This window comes from Ruegeria sp. AB6 (assembly GCF_056542685.1).
This window is the reverse complement of the sequence record NZ_JBQGAD010000003.1, coordinates 309,418-322,630: the sequence shown is the minus strand read 5'-3', so window position 1 is coordinate 322,630 and position 13,213 is coordinate 309,418. Positions and strand designations below refer to the sequence as shown.

Annotated in this window: 14 protein-coding genes; 8 read left to right on the top strand and 6 right to left on the bottom strand. The window is 59.7% G+C overall.

The annotated features are described in order from the left end of the window. Positions 1–19: 19 nt before the first annotated feature. Positions 20–697 (bottom strand): cell division ATP-binding protein FtsE, encoded by a 678-nt coding sequence (locus ACR0DB_RS09605; RefSeq protein ID WP_480550426.1) that lies wholly within the window; start codon positions 695–697, stop codon positions 20–22. A 183-nt stretch (positions 698–880) separates the two neighbouring features. Between ACR0DB_RS09605 and ACR0DB_RS09600 the strand changes: the two genes are divergently transcribed. Beyond that, positions 881–1,798, top strand: coding sequence for a zinc-ribbon domain-containing protein (locus tag ACR0DB_RS09600; RefSeq protein ID WP_480550424.1), 918 nt, complete (start codon positions 881–883; stop codon positions 1,796–1,798). Positions 1,799–1,814: 16 nt separating this feature from the next. On the opposite strand, the gene ACR0DB_RS09595 is transcribed toward ACR0DB_RS09600, so the two are convergent. From ACR0DB_RS09595 to argH, 5 genes are all read right to left on the bottom strand, one after another. Then, entirely contained in the window at positions 1,815–4,352 is a 2,538-nt protein-coding gene (locus ACR0DB_RS09595) for a TIGR02302 family protein (RefSeq protein ID WP_480550422.1), read from the bottom strand. A gap of 40 nt (positions 4,353–4,392) precedes the next feature. After that, positions 4,393–5,658 (bottom strand): diaminopimelate decarboxylase, encoded by a 1,266-nt coding sequence (gene lysA, locus ACR0DB_RS09590; RefSeq protein WP_480550420.1) that lies wholly within the window; start codon positions 5,656–5,658, stop codon positions 4,393–4,395. 65 nt (positions 5,659–5,723) lie between these two features. Next, positions 5,724–5,873, bottom strand: a complete 150-nt coding sequence (locus tag ACR0DB_RS09585; RefSeq protein ID WP_480550418.1) for a hypothetical protein — start codon at positions 5,871–5,873, stop codon at positions 5,724–5,726. A 76-nt stretch (positions 5,874–5,949) separates the two neighbouring features. Continuing rightward, a complete protein-coding gene (locus ACR0DB_RS09580) occupies positions 5,950–6,132 on the bottom strand; it encodes an argininosuccinate lyase (protein ID WP_480550416.1) in 183 nt (60 codons plus the stop codon). Next, positions 6,132–7,520, bottom strand: a complete 1,389-nt coding sequence (argH, locus tag ACR0DB_RS09575) for an argininosuccinate lyase (protein WP_480550414.1) — start codon at positions 7,518–7,520, stop codon at positions 6,132–6,134. Before argH ends, ACR0DB_RS09580 begins: the two co-directional genes overlap by 1 nt. A 21-nt stretch (positions 7,521–7,541) precedes the next feature. Here argH and ACR0DB_RS09570 point away from each other — a divergent pair, with 21 nt between their 5' ends. From ACR0DB_RS09570 to phbB, 7 genes are all read left to right on the top strand, one after another. Beyond that, positions 7,542–8,108: a TlpA disulfide reductase family protein gene (locus ACR0DB_RS09570; protein WP_170784938.1), complete on the top strand. Its 567-nt coding sequence runs from the start codon at positions 7,542–7,544 to the stop codon at positions 8,106–8,108. Positions 8,109–8,240: 132 nt separating this feature from the next. Beyond that, positions 8,241–8,627, top strand: a complete 387-nt coding sequence (locus ACR0DB_RS09565; protein ID WP_480550412.1) for a hypothetical protein — start codon at positions 8,241–8,243, stop codon at positions 8,625–8,627. Next, positions 8,624–9,595, top strand: a complete 972-nt coding sequence (locus tag ACR0DB_RS09560; RefSeq protein ID WP_480504477.1) for a sterol desaturase family protein — start codon at positions 8,624–8,626, stop codon at positions 9,593–9,595. The genes ACR0DB_RS09565 and ACR0DB_RS09560 overlap by 4 nt, the downstream gene beginning before the upstream one ends. A gap of 91 nt (positions 9,596–9,686) precedes the next feature. Continuing rightward, the gene (locus ACR0DB_RS09555; RefSeq protein ID WP_480550410.1) at positions 9,687–9,875 is read left to right on the top strand and encodes a hypothetical protein; all 189 of its coding nucleotides are present in this window, start codon (positions 9,687–9,689) and stop codon (positions 9,873–9,875) included. 87 nt (positions 9,876–9,962) lie between these two features. Continuing rightward, a complete protein-coding gene (locus ACR0DB_RS09550; protein ID WP_170772587.1) occupies positions 9,963–10,796 on the top strand; it encodes an EAL domain-containing protein in 834 nt (277 codons plus the stop codon). Between the two features lie 183 nt (positions 10,797–10,979). Then, positions 10,980–12,155: an acetyl-CoA C-acetyltransferase gene (locus tag ACR0DB_RS09545; protein WP_170772589.1), complete on the top strand. Its 1,176-nt coding sequence runs from the start codon at positions 10,980–10,982 to the stop codon at positions 12,153–12,155. Between the two features lie 185 nt (positions 12,156–12,340). After that, entirely contained in the window at positions 12,341–13,063 is a 723-nt protein-coding gene (gene phbB, locus ACR0DB_RS09540) for an acetoacetyl-CoA reductase (RefSeq protein WP_480550407.1), read from the top strand. Positions 13,064–13,213 lie beyond the last annotated feature (150 nt).

Here is a 13,213-nt window from a genome sequence, read left to right as displayed (position 1 = left end):
TTGCGAAGACTGTCTTGCGTCACAGATCAGCCCCCGCCAGTTGCACGTTGCGTTGCGAAATCCGCAGAACCCGTGCCTGCACCTGGCTTTTGGCCGCCCGGATCAGGCTAAGATCATGGGTCGCGATCAGCACAGTTTTGCCCATCTTGTTCAACTCGACCAGCAGCCGCAAAAGGCGCTGCGACATGTCCCAATCGACATTTCCGGTGGGTTCGTCGGCCAGAACCACATCTGGCGACAGGATAACCGCCCGTGCCAGAGCGGCGCGTTGCCGTTCGCCGCCGGACAGCTCGGGGGGCAAAGCATCCTGCCGTGCGCCCAGCCCAACCCAGTTCAGCAACTCGTCCATATCCTCTTTCTGCGCGTTTTCACCTTTGCCGGACACCATCAGTGGCAGAGCAATGTTTTCCGCCAATGTCAGGTGATCCAGAAACCGGCAATCTTGGTGGACGACCCCAATCCGCCTCCGTAACAGAGCCATCTGATCCCGATCCAATTCCGCAACATTCTGAGCGCAGGCAGTCAACCGTCCCGAAGTTGGCAGCAATGCCCCATAGCAGAGCTTCAGTAACGTGGTTTTGCCCGCGCCAGACGGGCCGGTCAGAAAGTGGAAGGACCCCGGTTGCAGATGCAGGGACACATCGCTCAGCAATGCGTCACCACCATAGGTATAGCTGACATTTTCCAGCTCGATCACAGGGGCCCCCAGGTTGTTCACCGCCCTTCTTGCCCGAGCGCGGTTTATGTTTCAATCTCTGCACCGGGTCGAATTGGCGACACTTGTCGTGTGAAACCGAAAACACCCTTTGCGGTCAGGTCTTAACGGAATATCATTCCTGAAAAAACTATTATCGGGCCAATATTGTGGCCAGGAGGCAGTATGCGTCTTACATGTCCGAATTGCAGTGCCCAGTATGAGGTTCCGGACGAGGTGATCCCGGCAGAAGGTCGCGATGTGCAATGTTCGAACTGCGAAAAGACCTGGTTTCAGGCCAAGACCACCGCACCCGAGCCTGACCCGGTTGTACCCGAGGTAGAGGCAAGCGAACCAGCGCCCGAGCCTCAACCGGCTCCGCAACCCGCGCCGCAGCCAGAACCCGAACCGCAGCCAGACTCCGAGCCGCAGCCCGCACAACAACCTGCGCCGCAGCCAGAGCCCGAGGCAGCGCCACCACAGCCAGAACCAAAGCCCGCGCCGCCGCCTCAGCCGGAACCGGAACCCCAACCCACACCTCAGGCGGCGCCCAAACCTGCGGATACCCCCACAGGCAGCCATGTCGACCCATCGGTCTCCAGCATCCTCAAGGAAGAGGCCGCGCGCGAGGCCGATCTGCGGGCGCAAGAGGCAGAAAGCCTTGAAACGCAGACCGATCTGGCACTGACCCCGCCAGAACCCAAACCTACGCCGGAGCCTGAACCTGAACCCGATCCGGAGCAGGCGATCCGCGAACTGACCGCCACCGAGGCCGCCAAAGACCCTGCGAAAAAAGAAGATTTGCCGGACGTGGAGGCCATAAATTCAAGTCTGCGCAGCGACGAACCTGTTGCGAAAAAGAAGCCCAAGAAAAAGAAGAAAGAACAGGTTCAGCCTTTGCCCCGCAAGGCCCCCAGCGGCGGGTTCCGCCGCGGATTCCTGCTGATGGTCGTCATTGGCGTGATCCTGTTTCTGATCTACGGCAACGCGCAACAGATTTCCGAAGCTGTCCCTCAAGCCGATCCGGTGCTGGACAGCTATGTCTCGTTAGTTGATCAGGCGCGGCTGTGGCTACAAGCGCAGACCAGTTCAGGCGCGCAGTAAATCAGACCTTGAGAAATCAGAACCGTTCGAGCAGACGTTTGAGGTATTCAAGCTCAAGCTGCGGGCGGTCTGATTCACCGGTCCGGCGGCGGATTTCATCCAGAAGCTCGCGCGCGCGGCGATAGACGTCCTCGCCCTGAAGCATGCCTTCATCGGTCGAGATTGACCCAGACGACCCCGGACTGCGCCCCAGCGGATCGCGGTTATTGGCCTGCATATCACCGTCCTGCGTGCCTTGACCCGGTTGGTTCTGCTGGTTTTGCGCCAATGCCTCGCCCAATGAGCGCATCCCTTCGCGCAGCGCCTCCATCGCCTCGGATTGACGGTCAATCGCCTCGGCCAGATCATCGCCGCGCAGGGCCTGTTCTGCATCATCCATGGCACGACCCGCGCGGTCCAATGCGTCACGTGCGGCATCCCCTTCGGGCGTTCCGCCACCCGGCAGGTTCTGCTGCTGGCGGCCCAATTCATCGCGCAGGGCCTGTTGCCGGTCCGCCAGCGATCCCTGACCCTGCTGGCCCTCGCCCGCCTGATCCGAGCCCTGACCCTGGCCGCCTTGTCCTTCATGGCTTTCGCCGCGCCCCTGACCACCGTTGCGGCCTTCATTGCCTTGGTTTTCACCAGCCTGCGCGCCCGGATTGAACTGTTCCTGCAAGTCTCGGAACGCCTGATCGCTCAGCCCCTGCTGTTCGCGCAGCGTCTCGGCCAGCCCTTCCATGGCCTGTTGGCCTTCGGATTGTTGGCCCTGACCCTGTCCCTGGGTGACGCGCATATTCTCCATCATCTGCTGGAATTCCTCCAGCGCCTGTTGGGCTTCGGCCATCCGGCCCTGTTCCATCAGCTCCTGAATGCGGTCCATCATGCGTTGCAGGTCGTCCTGCGTCATTTGCATGCTTTCGCCATTCTGACCGGACTGACGCTCTTCGCTGTCCCCGTCCTGCGCTAGGCGCTGAAGCTGACGCATATACTCGTCCGTGGCCTCGCGCAGCTCTTGCATCAACTCGGCGATTTCCTCATCTGTCGCACCATTCTGCATCGCTTCGGTCAGGCGTTCTTGCGCGCGCCGCATCCGTTCCAGCGCATCGGCCAGCGTTCCATCTTCGATCTGCACCGCCAGATCCCACAGGGCCTGGGCAATCTCGGCCTGCTGCTGAGGTTTCAGACCGTATTCATTGAAGGTCTCAAGCCGCCGCAATGTCACGCGCAGCCGCAAGTATGCGGTATCCGAGCGGAAGAAGCCTTCGGGAAGGTGCGACACCGCGCGCAACAGTTGGGAGACTCGCGTTGCGTTGTCCCGTGTCCAAAGCAGGTCGCGACGTTGTTCGATGATTGCCGCCGCCAGCGGGTCAAAGAACCTGCGCGCCGGCAAAGCGGTCATGTAGGGCTCAGACTGCGTTTCCTGATCAGCCGCATCGCGCGCGGTCAGGGTAATCTTGACCGGCAGATGCGCCCAAGGGTGCTCCGAGAAGTCCTCGATCAGGTCTTCGATGAAATCAGACCGGTCGCCGGTGATCGGCATCGGTAGCTCCACCGCAATCGCCTCGCGCGGTTCGGGTTCAAGCGTCAGGCCATAGCGGCGATCGACCGAGGCCAGATCAAGTTCAATCAGGGCCGAGCCGGATTCGACGCCATAATCATCCCCCGCTGCGAAAGGCAATTTCATCCGCCCACCCGCCTCGGACTCGGCGATATCTGCCACCGCGATATGGGGCGGTGCGTCTGCGATGATATCCAGCGCCCAATCCCGGCCCGAGGGGCCGTCGATTTTCAGAACACCCGATTTATCGACAACGATTTCTTGTTCCGGATCGGTCGCGCCTTCGGTGCCCAGAGGCGTGGTGGTTTCAGTCAGGCTATGCGCGCCGACTTCTCCGTAAAACCGCAAAGTAATTCGGCTTCCCTGAGGAATCGACAAGGTCGGGTCGGACTGATCGGCCAGATACAATGTCGGCAGACCGGTATAACGCGGAGGCTCGACCCAGCCTTCCCAACTCGGCCCCTGTCCTGCGACGGCGGCGCCGGGGGTCATCTCGGCCACCGTACCAATACGCCAAAACGACCCGAAGAGCGTTGCGATCACCAGCGCCAACAGGGCCGAATAGCGCAGGGCATAGGGATCACGATCCGCAAGCCGCAGGTTGGGCTTCACCGGCTCAGCCTGCGCGGCACGTGCGGCCATGCGGGATTGGTGCGCCTGCCACAACGCCACAGAATCGGCATCCATCGCACCAATGGCCTGATCATCCATCAGTGCCTGAATCGGTCGCCCTGGCAGGGTCTCATCCAACCGCATCAGCGCCTCGGCGCGGCTGGGGATATGGAATCGCCTTGCGCCAATGACCAGCGAGCCCAGCAGACTCAGCAAAGCCAGTGCGCCGACGATCCAAACGGTTTCAACCGTCACGAAATCCTGCAATCCCAGCATCAAAGCAGCCAGAATCGCCATCAGGATCGAGAAAAATGGCCAGAAAGCCCGCCAGACCTGCTCGGCCAACATCCCTGCATGGGTCAGCCAGAGGGACAGTCTAGGGATCGGCAGGGTCTGTTTAGCCATAAAGGCGGGCCTCCGTCAGCAGGCCCGCGCGCCTATCGCGTCAGAGCCATTCAGGTATGGTATCGCGGTTTATGATTTCGTCAAAGCTCGGCCGTTCACGAATTACGGCGAATTGATCTTCGCGCACCAGAACCTCGGGGATCAATGGGCGCGTGTTGTACTCACTGGCCATCACCGCACCATAGGCCCCGGCGCTACGGAAAGCGACCAGATCACCGGCTGCAAGCGGCGGCATGTTGCGCTGTTTGGCAAAGGTGTCGCCGGTTTCGCACACGGGGCCCACAATGTCATAGGGACGTTGTTCCACGCCCGGCGCGGGCTCGGTCACGGCGACGATGTCGTGATGCGCCTCATACATCGCAGGTCGGATCAGGTCGTTCATGGCCCCATCCAGGATCAGGAAATCGCGTCCCTCGCCCGATTTCACATAGATCACCTTACTGACCATCAAACCCGCATTGCCCGCGATCAGACGGCCCGGTTCGATTTCAATCTCGCAGCCCAGATGGCCCAGCGTTTTCTGGATCAAAGCTCCATATTCCACAGGTAGCGGCGGCGCGTCATTGGCGCGGGTGTAGGGGATGCCCAGCCCGCCTCCCAGATCAAGACGGCGGATATTGTGCCCTTCGCTGCGCAGTTGCTCGGTCAGCTCAGCGACCTTGGTATAGGCCAGTTCGAACGGCTCTAGCTCGGTCAGTTGCGAACCGATATGGACGTCGATGCCAATCACATCCAGCCCCGGCAGGGTGGCGGCATGGGCATACACCTCGGACGCGCGGGCGATGGGGATGCCGAACTTGTTTTCCGACTTGCCGGTGGCGATCTTGGCGTGGGTCTTGGCATCCACATCCGGATTCACCCGCACGGTGATCGGCGCAATCACGCCCAAGTCCAGTGCGACCGCGTTGATCACTTCCATCTCAGGCTCGGATTCCACGTTGAGCTGGCGGATGCCACCGGTCAGCGCGGTGCGAATCTCATCCGCTGTCTTGCCAACGCCCGAGAATACGATCTTTTCGCCAGGCACGCCCGCGGCCTTTGCCCGCAGGTATTCCCCGCCCGAAACCACGTCCATCCCCGCGCCCGCCTGCGCCAACGTCTTCAGAATCGCCTGATTGCTGGCCGCCTTCATCGCGTAGCAGACAAGGTGATCCATCCCGTCCAGCGCGTCATCGAACAGCTTGAAATGCCGCAGCAAGGTCGCCGTCGAATAGACATAGAACGGGGTTCCGACCGCGGCTGCGATCTCGGAGATTGGGACATCCTCGGCGTAAAGCGCGCCGTCGCGGTAGAGAAAGTGATCCATACAAGCGCGCTTAGACCAAAAGAGGTCTGCGGATCAATGGATTCCGTGCACGGCGGCGCGGGCCGTTACTTGCGAACGCCGACCCCGACCCGACCATAGCCTGAAATCGAAATGCCAGACCCGCTGGTTTGCGCTTTAGGCTCGGGGCGCGGTGTGTAGGACGGATCACAGGCGGCCAGGAAAAGAACGGGCAGAAACAGTGCGATGAATTTCATATTTGTCTCATGTATTTCGATCCGGTCCTTCAGATCGGGTCAGGTTCGAAAGTTCAGAATTTGAATTGACGATCAGTTACAGCCCCAGGAACACGCCCAGACCGCCTTTACGCAACCCGACACCAACGCCGCCATAGGTGCCGCTGCTGCCGACGCCGATATTGGCACTCATGGTGGGTTGGATCGGCTCGCCGTCCGCACCGCACCCGGCCAGTACCGCACCAGCCGAGACCAAAAGCACCAAACGTAAAATCCGCATCACACCAGCGCCTTCCACCGCTTGATCTGGGCACGCACCTGATCGGGTGCCGTGCCGCCAAAGGATTGACGCGAGTTTACCGAATTTTCGACCGTAAGGACAGAATAGACATCATCGGTGATATCAGCGTGAACCGATTGCATGTCCTCAAGGGTCAGATCAGGCAGGTCGCAGCCCTTGGCTTCGGCCATGGCAACAAGCGATCCGGTGACGTGATGCGCATCGCGGAACGGCAGGCCCAGCACCCGTACCAGCCAGTCAGCCAGATCGGTCGCCGTCGAGAAACCTGACCCTGCCGCAGCCGCCAAACTGTCGCGGTTGGCGGTCATGTCCTTGACCATGCCCTCCATCGCGGCCAGCGCCAGCATCCAGTTGTCGGCGGCGTCAAAGACTTGTTCCTTGTCTTCCTGCATGTCCTTGGAATAGGCCAGCGGCAAGCCCTTCATCACCATCATCAGCGCGGTGTTCGCGCCGTAGATACGGCCAACTTTGGCGCGGATCAGCTCGGCCGCATCGGGGTTTTTCTTTTGCGGCATGATCGACGAACCGGTCGAGAAGCGATCCGAGAGCGTGACAAATCGGAACTGGGCCGAGGACCAGATCACCAGTTCTTCGGCAAAGCGCGACAGGTGCACGGCGCAGATCGAAGCGGTGGACAGGAATTCCAGCGCGAAATCCCGGTCACTGACCGCATCCAGAGAGTTCGCGGCGGGACGGTCAAAGCCCAGCGCCTGGGCGGTCACGTCCCGATCGATAGGGAAAGACGTGCCCGCAAGCGCAGCAGCGCCCAAGGGAGATTCGTTCATCCGCGCGCGGGCGTCACGGACACGGGAAAGGTCGCGGCCAAACATCTCGACATAGGCCATCATGTGATGACCCCATGTGACGGGCTGCGCCGTTTGTAAGTGGGTGAATCCGGGCATGACCCAATCGGCCCCAGCCTCGGCCTGTGTCAACAGCGCCCGGATCAGGGCCAGAAGGCCGGTTTCCGCAGCATCGAACTGATCACGCACCCACAGTTTGAAATCGGTCGCGACTTGGTCGTTGCGGCTGCGCCCGGTGTGCAGACGCCCCGCAGGTTCTCCGATGACTTCTTTCAGGCGCGCCTCGACATTCATGTGAATATCTTCCAGCGCGGTCGAAAACTGAAACGAACCGGACTGGATTTCTGACAAGACTGTGAGCAGCCCTTCCCGAATAGCCTGCGCATCACTATCACTTATGACGCCTGTGGCCGCTAACATGGCGGCATGGGCGCGCGAGCCTGCGATGTCCTGGGCTGCCATCCGCTGATCGAACCCGATCGAGGCATTGATTGCCTCCATGATCGCGTCTGGACCGGCGGCAAAGCGGCCGCCCCACATCTGGTTCGAGGATTGATCGGTCATGTAAGAAAACCCGGAGTTGATATGCGCCTATTTCGTCTGATCCCCCTTTATATGGCCCTTGCGCTGGGTGCAAATGCGGCTTTGGCCGCAGATATAGAAACTCTTAAGCCATTGCGCGAAGGCACGTTGAAACGGCTGATCCTGCACAAAGAGCCCAAGCCCAAGGCCGCTGTTGAGTTTCAGTTGGAAGATGACGGCGGTACAGCGACACTGGCCGATTACAAAGGCAAATATGTTCTGGTGAACTTCTGGGCCACGTGGTGTGCGCCTTGCCGAAAGGAAATGCCCCAGATCGCTGAGCTTCAGGAAGAGTTCGGCGGCGACAAGTTCGAGGTTGTGACACTTGCCACTGGCCGTAACTCACCTGCCGGTATCAAGAAGTTCTTCGACGAAACCGGTATCGACAACTTGCCCCGCCATCAGGATCCCGGTTCGGCTGTGGCGCGGGAATTCGGCGTGATTGCCCTGCCGATTACTGTGATCCTTGATCCCAACGGAGACGAGATTGCCCGTCTGATCGGCGATGCCGAATGGAACTCGGACAGTGCCAAGGCGATTGTCGGCGCATTGGTGGGCGGCGAAAGCTGATCGCAGTCGACTTTAAAAATGCAGTAACCGGTCCGTGCCTCGCGGGCCGGTCGTTTTCTGCGAAAGGCTTACGCAACGCCACCTTTGACACTGCCGCAGCCGACTTGCACTCTGTCCTGCGGGAGGATGGTCATGCCGCTTGGAATATTGCTGGTTCTGGTGATCGGGGGGATCGCGGGGATCACCTTGATGATGCATCTTGCGGGCAAGTCTCGTGTCACGCAGCTAACCCCGGACGTCGCAAAAGCCGCTTGGTTGCGACATGTACCCGGCGACGAGGTTGTTGATGTAACAATCACCAATGACGGCCATACGGCTTTGATCCGCACACCTGCGGGCAACGGTCTTGTTTGGTCTTTCGGCGCCGACACGGTCGCGCGACACCTTCAGGATTTCGATTGGCTGGACCACCCCAAAGGGTTCGAGGTCCGCTTTCACGACTTCGGCACGCCCCGCGTCCTGATCCACCTCGATGACACCGAGCGCCAGCACTGGCACAACCTGATGGAGCCCGCATGACCGACCAAGTCACCTTTCCGGATGCCGTTCAGTGGGCGGTCCCCTTTTTCATCGCTGCGATTCTGGCCGAGTTTCTTTGGATAGCCGTCAAAGGCAAAGGTGGCCGGTACGAGACACGCGATGCTGTAACCTCGTTGATCATGGGCGCGGGGAATATCGCTTCGGGCCTGCTGCTGGGGTTCATCGCCTATGCGTTCTTCATGTGGCTGTGGCAGATCACTCCGTTGGATCTGGGCACCTCGATCCCCGTCATCGTCCTGTGTTTTGTGTTGGATGACCTGCGGTATTACTGGGTGCATCGGTTCGGCCATCGCATCCGCTGGGTCTGGGCCAGCCATGTGAACCACCACAGCTCGCAGCATTACAACCTGACGACCGCGCTGCGACAGACCTGGACCTATACCTTCACTTTCATGATGGTCGTGCGCGCACCCTTGATATTGTTGGGGTTCCACCCGGCCATGGTTCTGTTCGTGGGCGGTCTGAACCTGATCTATCAGTTCTGGATCCACACCGAAGCCATCGGCAAGATGCCCCGCTGGTTCGAGGCGGTGATGAACACCCCCAGCCACCACCGCGCCCATCATGGCCGCAATGCGCGCTACTTAGACTGCAACTATGCCGGTGTCTTTATCATCTGGGACAAGATGTTCGGGACCTTCGTCCCCGAGCAGGAGGATGACCGCGTAGATTTCGGACTGGTCCACAATATCGGCACATTCAATCCGTTGCGCGTGGCGTTTCACGAATGGGTCGGGATCTGGCGCGATGCCTCGCAACCGGGCCTGACCCTACGCCAGCGTCTGGCCTATTGCTTTGCCCCACCGGGATATAGCCACGATGGAAGCCGGGACAATTCCCAACAGATCAAAGCCAAGCACATCGCCCTGCACCCCGAAGATCGCGGAACGCCCGGATTCGAGCATTTCCGGGCCGACCTGCCCAAATCGCAGGCAGAACAGGCTTAAATCCGCCGATCCACACGGTTTCGTTTCTTGAATACCGATCCGAGCGGTCCATATCACATTGATACGCAGCCGCTTAACCCGGAGATCTGATATGACCCGCATCACGACCCTTTCGACCTTTCTGGGATTGGCGGGTCTGATCGTGGCCATGTTGTCCGCGCTCAGCGGCGGTGCAGCGCCTCTTATCGCGTTTGGTTTCATTATGATGGCTCTGGGATTTGCAGGCGCAGTCATCGGGGCGGCGATTACGGTCGGTCGTGCCTGGGAGGTTGCCCGTTAGTCGGCAATCGCACCCTCATTAACCTCAAATTCACAAGTTTCGTCTGAAATCCAACCTTGACCTAAAGCGACAAAAGGCAAGGCAATCATGGCGGACAAACACCTGGCAGATTTGCCCGAAGGGTCGGACAGCCCTTTGGACGCGGCTGTGACATCGCGCGATGCCTCAACGGTTCAAATGGCCTCGGACGCCGTGAAGCACAGACAATGCAAGCTGGCCTTTCAGCCGGTGATGCAGGCCAACGCGCCGCACGGCGTCGCCTTCTACGAAGGGTTCATCCGGGTACTGGACGAAACCGGCCGGGTAATTCCCGCGCGAGATTTCATGCCACAGTTGGAAAACACGCCTATCGGTCGGGAACTCGACTGTATTGCCTTGGAGATGGGGTTGCGCACACTGGCCCGACACCCCGATATCCGCCTGTCCATCAACATGTCCGCGCGCTCGATCGGCTTCGCGCGATGGTCCCGCGTGCTGGAGCGGTTCTTGAAGAAAGACACCAGCATCGGCGACCGCCTGATCCTTGAGATTTCGGAAAGCTCGGCGATGACACTGCCCGATCTGGTGATGGATTTCATGGATCGGATGCAACCGCGCGGTATTGCCTTTGCGCTGGACGACTTCGGTGCCAGCAATTTCAGTTTCCGCCATTTCCGAGAGTTTCTGTTCGATGCCGCCAAGATCGACGGCCAGTTCGTACGCGGCATTGCCGCCAACCGGGACAATCAGGCCCTGGTCCGCGCCCTGATCGCCGTCGCCCGCGAGTTTGAGATTCTTGTCACTGCCGAATCGGTCGAAAGGAAAGAAGACGCAGAGTTTCTTGTCGCAAATGGCGTCGATTGCCTTCAGGGTTTCTTGTTCGGCGCACCCAGCGTATCGGCGCCATGGACAGCAAAGAACATTGAACAATCAGCGGGTTGACCCGCGCGGCACTACCCAACTTCGGCCTGAGACAAGCTGACCGTTGCTGCATGTGCAGCATTGCGCTATTCCATGGACAGTTGGAGCGGGGGATCATGAGGCGCTCTGAACCGATAAGGGCCTTTCCCTATCGCCTGCGCCGTCACGTTTCCCACAGAACCTTGACGGTAAAGGATTGTCTTAATGACCAACGTAGTAATCGCATCCGCAGCACGCACAGGCGTCGGCAGTTTTGGTGGCTCGTTCGCAAACACACCCGCGCATGATTTGGGTACCGCCGTTCTCGAAGCCGTCGTCGAACGCGCTGGGATCGAAAAGGGTGAGGTCAGCGAGACCATCATGGGCCAGGTTCTGACTGCGGCACAGGGTCAGAACCCAGCGCGTCAGGCGCATATCAATGCGGGTCTTCCACAGGAAAGCGCGGCCTGGGGGATCAACCAAGTCTGCGGTTCGGGCCTGCGCGCGGTTGCACTGGGTGCGCAGCATATCCAACTGGGCGATGCGGAAATCGTCGCTGCTGGTGGTCAGGAAAACATGACCATGTCTCCTCACGCTGCCGCGCTGCGCGCCGGTCACAAGATGGGTGACATGAAGTATATCGACACCATGATCCGTGATGGTTTGTGGGATGCGTTCAACGGCTACCACATGGGTCAGACAGCCGAGAACGTAGCCGAGAAATGGCAGATCAGCCGCGATATGCAGGATGAATTTGCCGTCGCCAGCCAAAACAAGGCCGAAGCCGCACAAAAAGCTGGTAAGTTCGCAGATGAGATCACGCCCTTCACCATCAAAACCCGCAAGGGCGACATCGTGATGGACAGCGACGAATATATCCGGCACGGCGCAACGATGGAGGCGATGGCCAAGCTGCGCCCCGCTTTCACCAAGGATGGCTCGGTCACGGCGGCCAACGCATCCGGCCTGAATGATGGCGCAGCGGCGACCCTGTTGATGTCGGCAGAAAACGCCGAGAAGCGTGGGATTGAACCTCTGGCCCGGATCGCCTCCTATGCGACGGCGGGCCTGGACCCGTCGATCATGGGCGTTGGCCCGATCTACGCCTCGCGCAAAGCGCTGGAAAAAGCGGGCTGGTCAGTCGACGACCTGGATTTGATTGAGGCCAACGAAGCCTTCGCTGCGCAAGCTTGCGCCGTGAACAAGGACATGGGTTGGGACCCGTCGATCGTAAACGTGAACGGAGGCGCAATTGCCATCGGCCACCCGATCGGCGCCTCGGGCTGCCGCGTTCTGAACACGCTTCTGTTCGAAATGAAACGCCGCGACGCGAAGAAGGGTCTGGCGACCCTTTGCATCGGCGGCGGCATGGGCGTCGCCCTGTGCGTGGAGCGCGACTAAGCTATTAAGCACTGAACATAGAAAGGGCGCCCCGCAGGCGCCCTTTTTTGTTACATTGGGGCTGACCCAAAGATGCGACGATATTGCCCTATGGGTTTCGATGATTCTCGACGAAACAATATTGCGCAAGATCACCTATCAAAGTAACAGCATTACCAAGACGACTTAAATTGGAGGAAGCCTAAATGGCACGTACAGCACTCGTCACCGGCGGTTCCCGCGGCATCGGCGCAGCAATTTCCAAGGCGCTGAAAGCCGAAGGGTACAATGTTGCAGCCACCTATGCCGGAAACGACGAAGCGGCCGCAAAATTCACCGAGGAAACCGGCATCGCCACATACAAGTGGAACGTGGCTGATTATGACGAATCCAAAGCGGGTATCGAAAAGGTTGAGGCCAAGGTTGGCCCCATCGACATCGTGGTCGCCAACGCGGGCATCACCCGCGACGCTCCGTTCCACAAGATGACCCCGGAACAGTGGCATCAGGTGATCGACACCAACCTGACCGGCGTGTTCAACACCGTTCACCCCGTCTGGCCCGGCATGCGCGAGCGCAAATTCGGTCGCATCATCGTCATCAGCTCGATTAACGGTCAGAAGGGTCAGTTCGCACAGGTGAACTATGCGGCGACCAAGGCCGGTGATCTGGGCATCGTGAAATCACTCGCGCAGGAAGGCGCGCGGGCTGGTATCACCGCAAACGCCATCTGCCCCGGCTACATCGCGACCGAGATGGTCATGGCTGTGCCTGAGAAAGTACGCGAGTCGATCATCGGCCAAATCCCCGCAGGACGTTTGGGCGAACCCGAGGAAATCGCACGCTGCGTGGCTTTCCTGGCATCGGACGATTCGCAGTTCATCAATGGATCGACCATTTCGGCCAACGGTGCGCAGTTCTTCGTTTAATCCCTGTGCAAAACGAAAACGGGCCGGTCTTTTAAGACCGGCCCTTTTTTATCCCGTAAGAACGCGCGCGCTGCGCTCAGCGGGAACCGAATAGCCATTTCACCAAGTCACCGATCGCGCGGGACCGTTCGAAATGGGCACGCCGAAAGG